Source organism: Providencia huaxiensis (genome assembly GCF_002843235.3).
GTDB lineage: Bacteria > Pseudomonadota > Gammaproteobacteria > Enterobacterales > Enterobacteriaceae > Providencia > Providencia huaxiensis.
The window spans coordinates 3,468,590-3,486,326 of record NZ_CP031123.2; the positions used below are offsets into that span (position 1 = coordinate 3,468,590).

General features: G+C 40.9%; 13 protein-coding genes. 8 read left to right on the top strand and 5 right to left on the bottom strand.

Annotation, left to right across the window (positions count from 1 at the left end):
• The first annotated feature begins 33 nt into the window (after positions 1-33).
• Both mscM and CYG50_RS17680 read left to right on the top strand, forming a co-directional pair.
• Entirely contained in the window at positions 34-3,375 is a 3,342-nt protein-coding gene (gene mscM / locus CYG50_RS17675; RefSeq protein ID WP_102139904.1) for a miniconductance mechanosensitive channel MscM, read from the top strand.
• An 8-nt stretch (positions 3,376-3,383) separates the two neighbouring features.
• Positions 3,384-3,722, top strand: a complete 339-nt coding sequence (locus CYG50_RS17680) for a hypothetical protein (protein ID WP_102139903.1) — start codon at positions 3,384-3,386, stop codon at positions 3,720-3,722.
• Positions 3,723-3,725: 3 nt separating this feature from the next.
• Here CYG50_RS17680 and CYG50_RS17685 read toward each other — a convergent pair whose 3' ends face one another.
• The 5 genes from CYG50_RS17685 to pldA all read right to left on the bottom strand — a co-directional run bounded on the left by CYG50_RS17685 (position 3,726) and on the right by pldA (position 9,458).
• A complete protein-coding gene (locus CYG50_RS17685) occupies positions 3,726-4,529 on the bottom strand; it encodes an SEL1-like repeat protein (protein WP_102139902.1) in 804 nt (267 codons plus the stop codon).
• Positions 4,530-4,785: 256 nt separating this feature from the next.
• Entirely contained in the window at positions 4,786-5,598 is an 813-nt protein-coding gene (gene yigL / locus CYG50_RS17690) for a sugar/pyridoxal phosphate phosphatase YigL (RefSeq protein WP_102139900.1), read from the bottom strand.
• A 13-nt stretch (positions 5,599-5,611) separates the two neighbouring features.
• The gene (pldB, locus tag CYG50_RS17695; protein WP_102139899.1) at positions 5,612-6,607 is read right to left on the bottom strand and encodes a lysophospholipase L2; all 996 of its coding nucleotides are present in this window, start codon (positions 6,605-6,607) and stop codon (positions 5,612-5,614) included.
• A gap of 20 nt (positions 6,608-6,627) precedes the next feature.
• Positions 6,628-8,454: an ATP-dependent DNA helicase RecQ gene (recQ, locus tag CYG50_RS17700; RefSeq protein ID WP_102139898.1), complete on the bottom strand. Its 1,827-nt coding sequence runs from the start codon at positions 8,452-8,454 to the stop codon at positions 6,628-6,630.
• A 110-nt stretch (positions 8,455-8,564) separates the two neighbouring features.
• The gene (gene pldA, locus CYG50_RS17705) at positions 8,565-9,458 is read right to left on the bottom strand and encodes a phospholipase A (protein ID WP_102139897.1); all 894 of its coding nucleotides are present in this window, start codon (positions 9,456-9,458) and stop codon (positions 8,565-8,567) included.
• Between the two features lie 156 nt (positions 9,459-9,614).
• Between pldA and CYG50_RS17710 the strand changes: the two genes are divergently transcribed.
• The 6 genes from CYG50_RS17710 (at position 9,615) to prfH (ending at position 17,657) form a co-directional block, all read left to right on the top strand.
• Complete coding sequence (locus CYG50_RS17710) at positions 9,615-10,085, top strand: thioesterase family protein (protein WP_102139896.1); 471 nt, start codon at positions 9,615-9,617, stop codon at positions 10,083-10,085.
• A gap of 157 nt (positions 10,086-10,242) precedes the next feature.
• Positions 10,243-11,136 (top strand): EamA family transporter RarD, encoded by an 894-nt coding sequence (gene rarD, locus CYG50_RS17715; RefSeq protein WP_102139895.1) that lies wholly within the window; start codon positions 10,243-10,245, stop codon positions 11,134-11,136.
• A 753-nt stretch (positions 11,137-11,889) separates the two neighbouring features.
• Positions 11,890-13,242: an APC family permease gene (locus CYG50_RS17720; protein WP_102139894.1), complete on the top strand. Its 1,353-nt coding sequence runs from the start codon at positions 11,890-11,892 to the stop codon at positions 13,240-13,242.
• Between the two features lie 101 nt (positions 13,243-13,343).
• On the top strand, positions 13,344-15,062 hold the full coding sequence (locus CYG50_RS17725) for an amidohydrolase (protein ID WP_102139893.1): 1,719 nt from the start codon (positions 13,344-13,346) through the stop codon (positions 15,060-15,062).
• An 850-nt stretch (positions 15,063-15,912) separates the two neighbouring features.
• A complete protein-coding gene (locus tag CYG50_RS17735; RefSeq protein WP_102139892.1) occupies positions 15,913-17,046 on the top strand; it encodes an RNA ligase RtcB family protein in 1,134 nt (377 codons plus the stop codon).
• The gene (gene prfH / locus CYG50_RS17740; protein ID WP_102139891.1) at positions 17,046-17,657 is read left to right on the top strand and encodes a peptide chain release factor H; all 612 of its coding nucleotides are present in this window, start codon (positions 17,046-17,048) and stop codon (positions 17,655-17,657) included. Before CYG50_RS17735 ends, prfH begins: the two co-directional genes overlap by 1 nt.
• Positions 17,658-17,737 lie beyond the last annotated feature (80 nt).

Sequence of the window (17,737 nt, forward strand, 5' to 3'; positions counted from 1 at the left end):
TTAAATTATTATCCCTTGAAGGAGCTCCTCACTGTGCGTGTGATTATCAGTTTTTTTCTTAGCCTGTTAATCGTTTTCTCTTCCGTTGCAGCGCCGACTGCAGCGCAGGACGAAGCACAGATTAAGCAGGAGCTCAAACAACTCGAGTCAAGCACCAATCCTAAAGATGCAGAGATAGCGCAAGCATTGCAAGGTGCGCTAAATTGGATGAGTGAGACACGCGATTCCGATGCAAAAGCCAAGTCTTATCAAGAAGCAATTGATAACTTCCCTAGAATTATCAAAGAAATAAGACAAAAAATACTCAATGAAAGTGATGAGCCCGCCCCTATACCGGTTGGTATCAGCTTAGGTGAACTTGAACAACGCATTATTCAGCTTAGCAGCCAATTACTTGATCAAAGCCGCTTAACTCAACAAGAGCAAGATAAAGGCCGCGAAATCAGTGAATCACTCAGTATTCTGCCACAACAACTTTCTGAAGCCAGACGTTTACTCACTGATGCCTCCTCGCGTTTTCAGTCTCTGAGTACACCATCAACGCCATTAGCCGATGCCCAATATACGTTGGCTCAAGCCGAAGTAAGCGCTCGCAAATCAACAGTTAATGAACTAGAGATGGCGCAGCTTTCGGCGAATAACCGCCAAGAAATCTCACGCCTTACGTTGGAATTATACAAAAAACGCTATCAACGTATGGAACTTGAGTTGCAAAACCTGCGTGATTTCCAAAATACCCAACGCCAACAAAAAGCAATTTTAGCGTTAGAACATACAGAAATGTTGGCTGCGCAAGGTGAGCTGACCCCATTTTTAACTGAGCAGCTTGATATTAATCGCAAAATGTCTCAGGAATTAACCGCTCAAGCACAGCGTATGAGCGCAATTACCAATAGCCAAGCCGAAATATCAACGAGTATCCGTGATGCTCGCCAAGCACTCACAACTATTCGCGAGCAAGCTCAGTGGATAAGCAGCTCAAGTACATTAGGGGAAGCACTCCGAACACAGCTTTCTCGTTTACCGGATATTCCAAAAAGTCAGCAACTTGATCGTGAAATGGCTGATTTACGTGTTCAGCGCTTAAATTATGAAGATAGCCTCGATAGACTAAGTAAAATAGATACAACCGAGCAAGAAACGGCTAATGAGCTCAATACAGCTCAAGTGCAAGTTTATCAGTCATTGATTAAAACTCGTCGTGAGCTGCTAACCTCTTTAATTTCGGGCCTCGATGCCGAAATGTTAGAGCTAACGAAACTCAATGTCGCTACAGGGCAATTGACCGATGCATTGAAAGAGGTCAAAGACGCTTCAAACCGTTATCTTTTCTGGGTTGCAGATGTTCCACCAATCAGCATCAGCTACCCGGTCATGTTAGTAACTGATATTACTCAATTACTCTCACTGGATACTTTATCTCAACTGGCTGGCGCACTGCGTATTATGGTAACGACCCAAGATACCTTTTTGTATCTTCTCGGTTCAATAGCCTTAGTCATTTTCAGTATCAGTACTCGCAAGCACTACCAAGCATTTCTTGACCGTTCCAGTTTACGTATTGGTAAGGTGACACAAGACCGGTTTTACTTAACCATTCGTACTATTTTCTGGTCAATTATTGTCGCACTTCCTCTCCCTATGATGTGGTCCGCCATCGGTTATGGCTTACAAAGTGCCTGGCAGTTCCCGATGGCCGCTGCCATTGGCTATGGCGTTAGCGCCACGACACCGTTGCTGTGGCTATTTATGATCAGCGAAACGTTCTCTCGCCCTACAGGGTTGTTTATTTCTCACTTCGGTTGGGATAGAGACTCTGTTAAACGTGCGATGCGCTATTACCGAATGGCTATTTTTGTCATCGTCCCATTAGTCATGGCAATTATTACTTTTGAACATTATAGCGACAGAGAATTTGCAGCCAGTATTGGCCGTTTCTGTTTTATCTTTTTATGTGTCGCACTTAGCTTAATTACCAATAACTTACGTCGCTCACAGATCCCTCTCTATTTAGATAGACATGGGTCCGGTGAAAATATTGTTAATAAAGCATTGTGGTGGATGATATTACTCGCACCTATTGTTGCTGGGTTTTTCTCCATTTTAGGTTATTTTTCAACCTCACAAGCCTTACTAGCGCGCTTAGAAACCTCTGTCGCCATTTGGTTTGTCATTCTTATCGTTTATCATACAATTCGCCGTTGGATGTCGATGCAGCGCCGTAAATTAGCCTTTGAGCGGGCAAAACAGCGTCGTGCTGAGATATTAGCGCAACGTGCTAAAGGTGAAGACGATAACCAGCAAGCAAACGCTAGTAGTGAAGGGAATATTGATATCGAAGAGCAGGTTATCGACTTAGATGCCATCAGTACCCAATCCGTTGGGTTAGTTCGTTCGATTTTAACTATGATTGCCTTGGTTTCATTGATTTGGCTGTGGTCCGAGCTACATACCGCATTCTCTTTCCTTGAAAATATTCGCTTATGGGATGTAACATCAACGGTTAATGGCGTTGATACCGTACAAGCTATCACCATGGGCTCTATTTTCATTGCCATTTTGACTATTATCGTTACCGCCCAATTAGTTCGTAACTTACCCGCTTTACTTGAGCTGGCCGTACTCCAACATTTGGATTTAACACCCGGTACCGGCTACGCCATCAGTACATTAACAAAATATACGATTACTATTATCGGAACCATTGTTGGCTTCTCTATGTTAGGGATTGAGTGGTCAAAACTACAATGGCTTGTTGCGGCAATGGGGGTCGGGCTTGGTTTCGGTTTACAAGAAATTTTCGCCAATATTATCTCAGGGTTGATGATCTTATTTGAAAAACCGATCCGAATTGGAGATACCGTAACTATCCGTAACTTAACGGGGAGTATTACCAAGATCAACACCCGTGCCACGACGCTGACAGACTGGGACAGAAAAGAAATTATTGTGCCAAATAAGGCGTTTATTACTGAACAGTTTATTAACTGGTCACTTTCTGACACGATCACTCGTATTGTAATGACCATTCCTGCCCCTTCTGACGCCAATAGTGAACTGGTAACAGATACCATTTTACGGGCAGCTAAACGCTCTACCATGATCTTAGATAACCCTGCACCAGAGGTTTATCTAGTTGATTTACAACAAGGTATTCAAATTTTCGAATTACGGGTCTATGCTGCTGAGATGGGCCACCGGTTACCTGCGCGCCATGAAATTCACCAAAACATCTTAGTTTCCTTTGCTGAACAAGGGATTACCTTGCCATTCCCACCATTCCAAGCAAGGGTGGATGTCCGTGATAATTCGCTACAAAGTGCGACAAACAATCTTTCAGGACGTAATCCAAGTCGTAAATCAGGGGAACTGTAAGCCGTATTATGCCATTAAAATCAGATGATAAAGATGAGTTAGTGATGTTAAAGATCACCCAACTTGAACGTGTTGGGTCGATTTTATTCTTTTTAATTCCATTAATTATCTTATTAATTGTTGGGAAAGCTTTTGCATTTAATACACTGTACCTCTGGCAAGTATATTGTGCAGTTTATATCGTTGGGTTTCGTGTACTTTGTGGCAAGCTATCATCGCAACAGCAACAGCTAGCTATTCGTCGAGGCTGGGGAAACAACCGTTTTTATCGGCTTTCTTGGTGCTATCTTGTACTGTCTGTTGTCATACTAGTGGGATACAAAATCGTATCCCACACATCCGCTTAATCATTAGCTGGCTTTAAAACCGTACGATTTAATATAATCTTCTGCTAACTTTTGTGCTTGCTGTAATTCTTCAGGACTTAACTGAGCCGCTATCTTATTTTGTAGACGATGACTTTCTGCGTTGCCACTGAACACTGCAGTTGCAAGCCATGCGTAGGCTTGCTGCAAGTTTTTCTTCACGCCGCGTCCTTCAGAGTACATGACGCCTAAGCGGTCTTGAGACTTCGCATCTTTTTGTTTTGCGGCTTTTCTAAACCAAAACACCGCCTTTTCATCATCTAAATCAACGCCACTGCCAATCGAGTACATTTGGCCTATTTGGAATTGAGCAAGTATATTTCCGCCTTGCGCTGCTTTTCTAAACCAAAATGCCGCTTTTTCTAAATTTTGAGTGACACCTAGGCCTTGCGCATACATCATCGCCATATTGGTTTCAGCTCGGGTATCACCTTGTTCTGCGGCTTGCTCATACCATAGCATCGCTTTGTCATAATCACGACGTACACCAAAACCATTTACAAACATAGTGCCAAGACGGAATTGCGCATCTGAATTCCCTTGGTTTCCTGCCTTGATAAACCACTCAGCCGCTGCTTTAGAGTCTTGAGAAACACCTAACCCTTTAAAATAACGTTCACCTAGCTGGAATTGGGCTTTAGGATCACCTTTTTGTGCTAACTGCGTAATTTGTTCAATCGAGGGTTCTTGTGCTGCTGTTGCCGGTGCTGGCACAGGGGTAGGTTTAGCGGTTAAAACGGAACTATAACAAATCGAGCCCAACAACAATACTAACGCAATTCTTTTCATCCTAAGGAACCCTCAACAGTGCAATATGCAAACTGTGAAAACAGTGCTATCCATTAATATCGACCTAAACACTCATCCCCCTAGTTTAAATTTACTTTTTGTCAGAAAAAATAGGAAAAATGGCCTAAATTTCACAAAAAGCACGTTTCGCTGCATTTTCGCTATGGGAACTTACGTTTTTCATCTAATTGAGATAATAAAAAACCAGATAAACATATTGCCTATCTGGTTTCTCTATTTCAAATAACAAAATAAATTATGCGTTATTAAGGTATTTATTTCTCAGATAACGAGCAACAGCATCATCACTATTCGAACCAATGACTTCCATGTGCGGTAACGCATCTTTTAGCAATTGATGAGCATTTTGCATGATGCAGCCTTTTCCAGCCATCGTCAGCATTTCTTTGTCATTCATGCCATCGCCAAAAGCAATACTATCACTCGGGGTATAGCCATGTAGTGCCGCAACTTGCTTCAGAGCCTCACCTTTAGAAACAGCACCAGCCATAACTTCTAAGCAGCTACGCAGTGAAAACGTGACATTCACTTTATCTTGCCAACGTGCTTGAATGCGCTGCTGTAAATCCACCAGCAAGTCATGGTCTTCACTAGTATAGTAAACCTTGCAGACCTCAGAAGTGACAAAGTCATGGCGCTCAAATAACTGATAGTTAAATACCGATTCTTTAAAAAATTCTTTTTGTTCAGGGCTTTCACGGTTGATAAACCAATCATCACCATGGTAGTAGTTAGTGATAAGTTCAGGGTTATCAAATTCCATCAAACACAACTCGTGAGCAATTTGAGGATCAACATTGTGCTCAAAAATTAAATCACCGCGAGTATTATGGATCCGGGCGCCGTTAGATGTGATCATATACGCGTCGATGCCTAAACCATCACGGATTTGAGCAACATCCACATGGTGACGGCCTGTTGCAAACACAAAATGCACATCTTGCGAAGTCACTAGTTGTTTCAAGGTGTCTTTTGTATAAGACGTTAAGTCATGATTGGGAGATAACAGTGTCCCATCTAAATCGGAAGCAACTACAGGATATTTCATATTCAAACCCTAACTAATACTGCTCAAAAAAATCACAGATAGCATTGAGCGCCATCGCTCTTAATGCATCCACTTCAAATAGGATTTCATGGTGTGCCCCTTCAATAATGAGAGGTAATTTTTCTTCTCGTCCTATTTGCGCTTTTTGCCTGCTTTGACAAAAAGCTTGTAGCTCTTTATTGCTGACCACTTTTTCTTCACTGGCTTCCAGCACCATCAGTGGTACATCAATTTCTCCCGCTTTCGCAATTAGCTCATCGCCAATCACAAAACTTTCACGTAACCAATGGTAAGTTGGCCCACCTAAGCGCAATTCGGGATAATCGGCATAATAGCGTAAGTAACGCCGATAACGCTCCGGGCTGTGTGTTAATACGTTGATTAAATAAGGTAACGGCTGCCATTTCCCCGTAGAAGCCGCATAGTCATTACGGACACTTTCGCGAGATTCGGCTCTATCAACAATAAAGCTCGCCATCCAACGAGGCATCGGTAGATTAATTCCAATCATCGGTGCACATAAAGTTGCTGCATCAAATGTGACGCTATCTCGCAATAAATACCCTGCTAAGATAGCGCTCCCCATTGAGTGAGCTAACGCGTAACATTTTGGATAATGCCGATATTTAACTTCAAGCTCAATGAACTTTTCAAAATCATCAATGTAATCAGTGAACTTTTCAACATGGCCTTTTTGAGGATCCGCTAACATTCGCCCTGATCGGCCTTGGCCACGATGATCAATAATAAAAACATCATAGCCTAAATGATAAAAATCATAAGCCACTTCCGGGTACTTTACATAGCTTTCACTGCGCCCTGGTGAAATGACAATTGCTTTGTGATGCTTGGGATGAATAAAACGGACATAGTGAATGGGAATATCATCAACACCTATAAATTGAGATTCTTCACGGTGTTGCCAGAAATCTAAAAGTGGGCCATTTGTAAAAGCAGAAAATTGAGTTTCTCGATTCAGCCAACTCTCTTTTAGGTATTCAGGCGTCATCCAACAGCTTCCTTATTTATTCATTCATAACCTTCAAGATGGTCTTGGATAAGTGCCATAAATGCCACCCCAAAACGTTCGAGTTTGCGTTCGCCAACACCATTAATTAACAATAATTCAGCTGGTGAAGTCGGAGTATGCTCAGCCATTTCAATCAATGTTGCATCATTAAACACCACAAATGGCGGAATATTTTCTTCATCTGCAATGGATTTACGCAGTTTACGCAGTTTCGCAAAGAGCTTTTTATCATAATTGCCATGATAGATTTTGTTTTGTTGATTACGGCTTTTTACCACTAAAACACGCGGAACGGCGAGTTTCAGTGTCGCCTCACCCCGTAAAATAGGCCTTGCAGCCTCAGTTAATTGAAGCGCTGAAAAATGCGTAATATTCTGGGTGATCATTCCCAAATGGATCAGTTGACGGATCACGCTGACCCAGTGCTCATTCGTTTGCTCTTTACCAATACCGTAAACAGGTAATTTATCATGACCTAATTCGCGGATACGCTGATTATTCGCACCACGCAATACCTCTACAATATAGCCGATACCAAAGCGCTGACCAACACGATAAATGCAAGACAGCGCTTTTTGCGCATCCACTAACCCATCGTACTGTTTTGGTGGATCTAAGCAAATATCACAGTTACCACAAGGTTGCTGGCGATTTTCACCAAAATAATTAAGTAGCACCAAACGACGGCAGGTTTGCGCTTCTGCAAAAGCCGCGATAGCATTCAGCTTATGTCGTTCAATATCTTGCTGCATACCCGCTGGTTTTTCTTCAAGACAACGACGTAACCATGCCATATCTGCTGGGTCATAAAATAAAATGGCTTCGGCTTCAACACCGTCGCGCCCTGCTCGCCCTGTTTCTTGATAATACGCTTCGATATTACGCGGAATATCGAAATGAGCGACAAAGCGAACGTTTGATTTGTTAATTCCCATTCCAAAAGCGACTGTCGCCACAACAACTTGTAAGTTATCTTTTAGAAATGCGTCTTGTACCCATTCACGTTGTGCAGCGTCTAACCCTGCATGGTAAGCTGCGACACTTAAGCCGCGTTTTTGCAAGCGCTCTGTCGTTTCTTCAACCTTATTGCGACTATTACAATAAACAATACCCGCTTTACCTTTTTGGCCTTTAATAAAAAACCAAAGTTGGTCTAACGGCTTATATTTTTCGACTAAGGTATAACGAATATTTGGCCTATCAAAGCTACTCACATGGACGAGTGGCTCATGTAGCTCTAATAAACGAATAATATCTGCACGAGTGGTTTCATCCGCAGTCGCGGTTAGCGCCATCACGGGTACATTGGGCAATGATTGCCGTAATTGGCCTAGTGCGCGATATTCAGGGCGAAAATCATGTCCCCATTGGGAAATACAGTGGGCTTCATCCACCGCTAGCAAGGTGATATTCCATCCTGCTAATTGGCTTAGAAAATAGTCAGTTAACAACCTTTCAGGGGCAACATACAGTAGTTTTATTTCCCCTTGGCTGCACATTTCCATGATTTGGCGCTGCTCTTGTGACGTTTGCGATGAATTTAAACACGCAGCATTAACCCCATGTAACCGCAATTGGTCAACTTGGTCTTTCATTAATGATATTAATGGCGAAACGACCAGTGTGACGCCCTCTTTAACTAAAGCAGGAACTTGATAGCAAAGGGATTTCCCGCCCCCAGTTGGCATTAACACTAAGCAATCACGGTTATCCAGGATAGCCCCAATGACGGCATCTTGCCCAGGGCGAAATGACTGATAACCAAATGTACTATTGAGCACATTTTCAGCCAATGAAAGTTGGTTAATGACGCAAGCAGTGGACACAAACTTCCTCAATCGATAAAACAAGTCGCTGCCCAATTGAGCAGCGAATTTGTTGATTTATGACTTGGTATACAACTCAGAACTGAATAGAGAACTGAGTTTTTCTTCCATTACAACATATCGTTTAGCATAACACCGATACCAAAACGTGTTTGGCGATAATTGTAGTCTATCATCGACTCGCCATATCCGCTAAACAACTGGGTATAAAAACGCACATGTTTACTAATTGGATAGCTCCACCCCAACTCGGCGCCACCATAACCCGTATTCCAGTTATAACGCCCAGTTGTAGTAAATACGCTGTCTCCCAATGCATACCCTACTTTTAAGCGATAGTAGCCCATATATTTGGTAATATCGGAATTATCATCTCGCCCTTCACTTTCATGAATGCGGTACCAAGGTTTAAGGTCAACTTGCCAGTTACCATTTTGCGCCATCGCTCTCACATATACTCGGTTCCAGCTGCGAGAGGTTGGTTCTGAACGCCCATTTGACTCGTGGTTAAAGCCCGTTTCAAACTCACGTAACGTCCAACCCGCAAATTGGTAATCGGTTAGCCAGCCAACAAACACTTGAGGCTCATAGTTGGTTTCTCTAAATGGTGAAGACTCTTTTTTATTACTTAACTGCCACCAAGAACGTTGAGTATAAGAAACGGCTAAAATAGAGTCATCACCAGCAATACCCGCCCATAAAGGAAAAGCTAAACTTAATTGAAATTTAACTTCATCCTTTAACGCATCATCACCCCAATTGTAGCTAGAAATCGCATTTTTATTCATCGATGAAGTATAGGTATAAATGATGTAATTCGATTCATACGGGTACAATACAAATGGGTTATCGTGGTGCTGTAGTAACCCTGAAATGATGCTACCACGAATTGGTAGGGTATTTTTTACATCGTCAACAGGCTGAATATCTGTATTTTCGGCTGCAAACAGTGAAGCAGACCAAAAGCTGAGCACTGCACTTAACAAAATCGGTAAAGCGCGCATTAGTCATTCCTATTTTCAACATCGTCCAAAAAAAAGTTTGTCCTATTTTACACACAAAACTAAATAACTGTTGAAAGATTATTCATTCGTTTGTTAGAGACATCATTTACACATAATGTTAACTTATTATTTACATATTTTTAAAGGATGAAAACGATGAATGACCGTACTTATACTTTAGAAGAAGCCAGTGAGTTAATGAGCCATGCTTTTATTTATAAAATGCCATTTAACCAGCTACTTGGTATTAAATTAATGAGTCTAAATGATGATTTTGTTCAGCTTAGCATTGAGAATCGTCAGCAATTAATTGGTAATTTCACTCAAAACATCCTACATGGCGGTGTGATCGCTTCGATTTTAGATGTTGCAGGGGGCATGGTGTGCATTAACCGTATTTTGCAGCGAATTAACCCATTAACCCATACTGAGATTGTCGACAAAATGTCCCGTATGGGGACAATTGACCTACGAGTTGATTATTTACGCCCCGGTCGAGGCCAACTTTTTACCGCCAGTGCCAGCTTATTAAGAGACGGTAATAAAATAGCCGTTACCCGCTGTGAGCTTCATAATGAAAATAATCAACATATTGCGACAGCAACGGCAACTTATCTAGTTGGGTAGAAATAGAATATAAATAATTAGTCACCTGCTAAACTAATAACTTGTAAAAAAACCTGAGCAATGTCACATTAGTGGTATCAAAAATCGAGCCGCTTAAGTCGGCTCGGTCTCTCTGTATAAGTTTCTTTTAGTCTTTAATTCAATTTCAGAGCCAACAATGAGCCAGCAAAATACTACCAAAGGCGTGTTATGTGCCTTAGGCGCCTATTTTATTTGGGGTGTCGCACCTATTTATTTTAAAAGCATCCAAGAAGTGCCCGCAGAAGAAATTCTGACTCATCGTATTATTTGGTCATTTTTCTTTATGATTTTATTATTAACCGTTTCAAGGCATTGGAGCTATGTCCGCCAAGTACTGAAGCAACCAAAGAAAATATTAGTTCTTGGTGTGACTGCAACGACGATTGCTTGTAACTGGTTAATTTATATTTGGTCAGTTAATAATGGTTATATGCTACAAGCTAGCTTAGGCTACTTTATCAACCCACTAGTTAACGTACTGTTTGGAATGTTATTCTTACAAGAACGTTTTCGTCGTATGCAGTGGATTGCTGTTGGTCTTGCATTAACGGGTGTCTTGATCCAGCTATGGCAATTTGGCTCAGTACCTGTGATAGGGCTAAGTTTGGCTGTTACATTTGCCACCTACGGCTTATTACGCAAAAAATTAGGTGTCGATGCACAAACAGGAATGACATTCGAAACACTTTGGCTTCTTCCTGTCGGTATAATCTTCTTATTATTTTTTGCAGATAGTCCAACTAGCGATATGGCAATGAATGATTGGCATTTGAATGCCCTGCTAATTGCCGCAGGGGTAATTACTACGGTGCCACTGTTACTCTTTACAGAAGCCGCTAACCATTTAAGACTTTCAACTCTAGGCTTTTTCCAATATATGGGGCCAAGTATTATGTTCTTACTTGCCGTCTTTGTGTACGGTGAAGTCATGACATCTGAATTGTTAGTCACTTTTGGGTTTATCTGGGTTGCATTAATTTTATTTACATTAGATGCTTTATATACTCAGCAAAAACTGAGAAGAAAATAACGGATAATGGTTTTCAGAAATTCAGATAGCCGATAAATAGCGCTAATATTAAATACCGACTCTCGTTTTATATTTTAAACGAAGTCGGTGTTTCATTATATGGAACTTAAATAGTTAAATTAATTAATGCAAACAGGCTATTTAATTAAATACTCAATTCCTCATCTACCTTGTACTAAATTAAGCTTAAATTAAATCTCTTTGTTCTTATCTATATATGTCATTGAAGATAAATAAATTTAGTCAAAATAATCAACAAGTTAAACAACAAAATTTCATCTTGATTTTCTATACATAATGGCTATCATTTAACTTATCTTAAATCCACTTCAATTAATAAACATATCCATCAAACAACCCTTTGAAATAAAAGTAGTTGTTTATTTTTTTCAATTAATGATTGCTTAATAGGAACTTGGTAATTATATTGTACGCCGCTTGTATTCACCCCAGCGGATGGTGATGGTCCGATTCATCACTGACGTTTCATTAAAGTGCGCACGATGACATTTCATTTGAAAAATGTCCTGGTGCGAGGTTTTCTGAAATTGAATGCAGACGGTTCTAAAATTTAATTTTATACAATCATGTAGCGTTAAGACTCTAAATAGTTCGAAAACATAACTAGGCGGCGAGCAAAGCCAACAACGTTGTAATTCGAAGTATGACGAGTACGGCTGCATTTTAGGTTCACTCGGCCTGAACATTCAGACAGAGTTGACGTTGTTAAAGGCTTTTGGGAAGGGCTTAAAAATGCAACAGAATACCGTTCAAATGAAACGCGTACTGACCGTGCCTGCGTTAGTTTTTTTCGGGCTGGCTTATATGGTGCCACTCGGAATTTTCACCACCTATGGACAAGTGACTGTATTAAGTGAAGGCCATCTGCCTATCGCTTATTTAATTACATTAGCTGCTGTCTTTTTCACTGCCATGAGCTATTGCCGCATGACAAGCGCACTTCCGCTTTCAGGATCTGCTTATTCATATGTGCAAAAAACCTTTGGCGGCACACTCGGTTTTTTAGTGGGTTGGGCACAACTGCTAGATTACCTCTTTCTACCTATTATTAACTACATTGCGATTGGGATCTTTGTTCACGAAGCGTTCCCTGATATCCCAATGTATGTGATTATTTGCAGCACAATTACAATTGTTAGCATTATGAATATTTTGGGAATTAAATTAGTTTCCTCAATGAATATGCTAATCATTTTAATGCAATTTATCTTTATTGCCGTGTTCCTATACTTGAGTTTCAAAACTTCATTTGTATTGGATACTGATGCTTTATTAGCACCGATTACGGTCATGTCAGAACAAGTATCTGGGTTATTTGCAGGTGCTGCGGTACTCTGTTTAGCCTTCCTTGGATTTGATGCGATCTCCACCATGGCAGAAGAAACCAAAGATGCGCGTAGTGCGTTACCCAAAGCTATCTTATACACCGTGTTTATCGCAGGTACCCTGTTTGTCGTCATCTCCTATGGTGCGCATCTGGTTTACCCAATGTGGCAGGATTTTATTCCTAATACCGATATTGCTAGCCTTGCGGTAATGAAACAAGTGGGTGGTGCGATGATGGCATCTAGCTTTATCACCGCTTATGTTATTGGTGTATTTGCCTCAGCAATGACCTCACAAGCCAGTATTGTGCGTATTTTCTATGCGATGGGCCGTGAAGGCGTGTTACCACGTTCGCTGTTTGCCTATTTGCATCCAAAACTCAACACACCGATTTACTCGATTATTTTTGTTGCGCTAGCGTCATTACTTTCATTGGTGCTTTCACTCAGTATGGTCGCCTCAATGATCAGTTTCGGGGCCTTAATTGCGTTTACTTTTGTGAATTTATCGGTCATTAAACATTTTTATATTGACCGTAAAGCACCGCTGGATAATACAAAAATTATCACTTGCCTGATTATGCCTTCTATTGGTGTTATCCTAACATTATGGTTATGGACAAGCCTTGATAGCGAAGCCTTTAAAGTGGGTTTATGGTGGCTAGCCGCAGGTGCAATTTACTTGGCACTGCTGACCCATGGTTTTACTCGTCGTCCACCTGCAATCTCTGACGATGAAACTGAAATGATTATTAACTAAGCATTTCAAGTCTTATAAATGATTACGGGGGAGCACTTGCCTTCCCCGTTGTTTTTTTAGCTCTGGTGCCACCAAAGCACCACTGATACAGACGGTTTACAATGAATAATCAATTAGCTGACGTTATTTATTTTAACGGTTATATATATACTGCGGATGATAAAAATCGCGTTGTCGATGCGGTTGCTGTTCGTGATGGTTACATTCTTGCCACAGGCACCTCTGATGAACTTCATCAGTATGTTGGCCCTGAAACAGAGAGTATCGATCTCGAAGGCAAAATGATGATGCCTGGCATCATTGATGGTCATATGCACCCTTTTTGGGGCGGTATTCAACTCTTCGGTTGTCATTTAAATTATGAATCGTTAACTATCGACCAAATTTTAGCGCGTGTACAAGATCACCTCGATAAAGACCCTCGTACAGGGGAAAATGATTGGCTCAAAGTCACAGCATGGCTACGCCAAGGTATGATCCCTGCGGGTGTTGATATGTACCGTGAAGATATGGACAAGCTCAATACAAAACGCCCTGTCGTATTATTTTCAAATGACTGCCATACATTGCTCGCAAATAGCCGTGCACTCGAATTATTTGGTATCACCAAAGATACGCCTGAGCCACCCGATGGTAAGATTGGTAAATACGAGAATGGCGAGTTGAACGGTATCCTTGAAGACGCGCCAGCTATGCGTGCTGCCGATAGCATTCCTTCAATTCGTGACGACCAAGCTATTGAAGTTGCTGAATTAGTACAGAAAGTACTTAATCAGCAAGGTGTGACTATGGTGATGGATGCCCGCGTTTCAGAACAACAGCTTGAAGCCTTTTCTCAATTACAGCAACGTGGCGACTTGACGATCCGCTTCCAAGCAGCTCGTGAAATTACCCCAGATGAAACACCTGATGTTGCCTCAGTAGCAGCAGCTGTGGATAAAGCCGTTGCATTTGCCAAAAAATGGCACCAAGCCGATTGGATACCAACCCCAGGTATTGGCTTAAATAATATTAAAATGTTTGTTGATGGTGTCATGCAATTTCCAACGATGACAGCGTCGTTATTGCAGCCATACCGCATCAATCAGGGCACGGATGACGCGCCAAATTGGGTAGAAACCGATAACTACGGTGATTTGTATTTCACGGCTGAGATTCTTGATGAATTAATGGAAAAAATTGCCGCAGCGGGCTATGACCCTCACTTGCATACTGTAGGTGAAGGCGCCGTTTCCATCGTTTTAGATGCGATAGAAAAAATGCGAGCTGCACACCCAGAAAAAGATATTCGCCCAGGACTCGCTCACAATGAATTAGTCCATGCCGATGACTATGCACGTTTTGCGCGTTTGAAAACCATCGCTTGCTTATCTTTCCAGTGGGCCGCTCCAACGCCAGAACTCGCCGCTTTTGAGAAAAAAATGCTCGGTGATGAACGTTTTGAGCAACTTGAACCCATCGCTAAATTTGTTGACGCGGGCGCGGTTGTTGCATTTGGTAGTGACTGGCCAATCGATGATTTCGACGAGTGGTATGACTTAAAAGTGGCAGCAACACGCCGTGGCCGTGATATTAATGGCCAAAAAGCACCGAGGCTGGATAATGACCGAGACTTAACGGTAATTGAAGTTTTGCGCTCTGCTACGATAGACTCCGCTTATGCACAACACCGTGAAGATGTACTTGGCTCATTAGAAGCTGGAAAATTTGCAGATATGATCGTGCTAGATCGTAATGTATTTGAGATCCCAGCTGATGATATTGAGAATGTAAAAGTATTACGCACAATTATTGGCGGAAAAACTGTACATATTGCTTAATAATTTAATTATTCAAATAATTAATTAAATAAACACCCCAAAGATTAAATAATATCTTGGGGTGTTTTTAATTGGGCACTTAATTCCAAACCTTAATACTCACAATTAAATCGGGAAATTACGAGGGAATAAATTCCCTCGTAAAGCAACATTACTCTTCGTAAGAAAACGTTGTTTGAACAACTGTATTTCCATGACTAATGACAATTAGACAAAGTCTGTCTCGCATTAGTACTGAAATACTAAACACGGTAATACACGCTGAAACAAACGCAATCACTGCGAACTTGCTCATTTCCCTTGACCTCTTAATGGTTAAGAGGCACAATCCTAACTGTCGGGTTAGGTTTGGGCCTCGTTGGTTAATAATAACTAACGGGGCTTTTCCATTTCTAATCCAAATATTTTATCCAACTTAATATGCTTGAACCAGAAAGGCTCAAGCACCCGCAAAAATAATAACAAACTTTTATATTTCACTCACGCTTAATTCCATTAAAATAAATAAAAATATAAATCTAATCATCTAATTATTTATTTGAAAATTATTAAATAAAATATCATTAATAGATTTAAATTATTTGTTTCTATATTGTTTTTATATATTAACTTCAGAAAAAGACTAAAAATCCGCAATTTTAAAAATTGCGCTTGCAAAAGAAAAAAGTTACCGTTAGTATCCGCAACGTTTTCTATTCATCTACTAACTGCAAGGAGGTTTACCATGACAACAACTAATCAAACTCTTTGCGGGCACACTCAGAAATAACCACTCTCGTTAGTTAATCTATTTTCTTAATTTTGCCTGCTAATTCACCTTATTTTTCAATTAAAAATGAGTTAATAGCTTATGGGCAATACCTTACATACTGTGGATCAGCAAGTTAGCTATATCGCCACAGGATCTACATGGATTGAAAGTAAAGCAATCCAACAATTACAAACAACTGCAAGCTTACCTGATATGGTATCTGTTGTCGGCATGCCTGATCTTCATCCAGGTCGAGGATACCCGATTGGCGCGGCATTTTTCTCTACCAAGCGCTTTTATCCCGCGTTAGTTGGCAATGACATCGGCTGCGGAATGGCGCTGTTCCAAACTGATCTTAAAAAATCGAAAGTTAACCTCGATAAGCTCGAAAAACAACTTTCTGAGATGCCAGATCATGCGCCTTTATCATGGCTTGAAGAGCATGTTCCAAATAACATGCAATCACATGATTTTATGTCATCATTAAGTTCTATTGGCGGTGGAAATCATTTTGCTGAATTTCAATCTGTTGACGAAATATTAAATACAGAATTATTCAGTATGAGTGGCTTAGATAAACAACAATTACTGTTATTAGTTCACAGTGGCTCTCGTGGTTTAGGCCAATCAATCCTTCGCCAGCATGTAGAAAGTCATAGCCATAATGGGCTTATAGACAGTACTCAAGATGCAAAAGATTATCTGGAAGCACATCAGAATGCCTTGAATTTTGCCCAGCTAAATCGTCAGATGATCGGTTTACGTATGCTGCAGCAAGTTAAATCTAAGGGTAAACGCATACTCGACCTCAATCATAACCTAGTTGAAGCTTGTAAAATTAATGGTATTGATGGATGGATACACCGAAAAGGCGCCACACCATCAGATCGCGGGCTAGTCGTTATCCCAGGTTCTCGAGGTGATTACAGTTATCTGGTTTCCCCACAGCCGAATGAAGTTTGTCTGAATTCTCTTGCTCACGGCGCTGGGCGTAAATGGATGCGAACTGAGTGTAAAGGGCGTTTATCGCATAAATATACACCAATTCAATTATCAAGAACGGCTCTAGGTAGTCGTGTTATCTGTGCAAACAAACAATTGATTTACGAAGAAGCACCACAATCTTATAAATCTATTGATACTGTCATTGAAAGTATGGTGAATATTGGTGTCATTCAAGTGGTTGCACGCCTTAGACCCATCATCACATACAAAACCAGTGGAGAATGTTAATGATCTTATTACAATTCTCCTCAGCTCAAGGGCCGGAAGAGTGCTGTATTGCTGTCGAAAAGGCTCTTGCCTGCTTTCTGCAAGAGGCTAAAAAATATCATGTCACTTATGATGTCTTAGAGTCTTTTCCATCTAAAAAAGGGCTGAGGTCTGCCCTAGTTTGCTTAGAGGGTGCAGGTGCTGAACCTTTAGCAAGCAATTGGTGTGGTACGATCCAGTGGCAATGCCAAAGCCCTATTCGGCCACGGCATAAACGAAAAAACTGGTTCTTAAGTGTAACTCAATTTTCCCCTGTTCAACCTATCGAAGAAAGTGAAATTGAATTTGAGTTTACCAAAGCGCAAGGGGCTGGGGGGCAGCATGTTAATAAAACGTCCTCTGCGGTTAGAGCGAAGCATGTAGCCACGGGGATCACTGTCAAAGTGCAATCTGAGCGTAGCCAACACGCTAACAAAAAGCTCGCAAAACAATTAATACAATGGAAACTGAATGAGCACCAGTCACAACAACTTAATGATCTGGATAAACAACGCCATCATTCTCATTATCAAATAGAAAGAGGAAACGCAGTAATTACTTTTTTAGGAAATGAATTCAAGCGATTGATGTAAAATTAGTGCCACCTCTTATTAGGGTGGCACATAATTTAATGCAATATTAGAGAATATTTAATTATTCGAATTCTAAAATA

Excerpts from the sequence above, each read along its gene's own strand:
- CYG50_RS17680 (WP_102139903.1), top strand. The coding sequence starts at position 3,384 with ATGCCATTAAAATCAGATGATAAAGATGAGTTAGTGATGTTAAAGATC.
- CYG50_RS17685 (WP_102139902.1), bottom strand. The coding sequence starts at position 4,529 with ATGAAAAGAATTGCGTTAGTATTGTTGTTGGGCTCGATTTGTTATAGT.
- yigL (WP_102139900.1), bottom strand. The coding sequence starts at position 5,598 with ATGAAATATCCTGTAGTTGCTTCCGATTTAGATGGGACACTGTTATCT.
- pldB (WP_102139899.1), bottom strand. The coding sequence starts at position 6,607 with ATGACGCCTGAATACCTAAAAGAGAGTTGGCTGAATCGAGAAACTCAA.
- pldA (WP_102139897.1), bottom strand. The coding sequence starts at position 9,458 with ATGCGCGCTTTACCGATTTTGTTAAGTGCAGTGCTCAGCTTTTGGTCT.
- CYG50_RS17710 (WP_102139896.1), top strand. The coding sequence starts at position 9,615 with ATGAATGACCGTACTTATACTTTAGAAGAAGCCAGTGAGTTAATGAGC.
- rarD (WP_102139895.1), top strand. The coding sequence starts at position 10,243 with ATGAGCCAGCAAAATACTACCAAAGGCGTGTTATGTGCCTTAGGCGCC.
- CYG50_RS17720 (WP_102139894.1), top strand. The coding sequence starts at position 11,890 with ATGCAACAGAATACCGTTCAAATGAAACGCGTACTGACCGTGCCTGCG.
- CYG50_RS17725 (WP_102139893.1), top strand. The coding sequence starts at position 13,344 with ATGAATAATCAATTAGCTGACGTTATTTATTTTAACGGTTATATATAT.
- CYG50_RS17735 (WP_102139892.1), top strand. The coding sequence starts at position 15,913 with ATGGGCAATACCTTACATACTGTGGATCAGCAAGTTAGCTATATCGCC.
- prfH (WP_102139891.1), top strand. The coding sequence starts at position 17,046 with ATGATCTTATTACAATTCTCCTCAGCTCAAGGGCCGGAAGAGTGCTGT.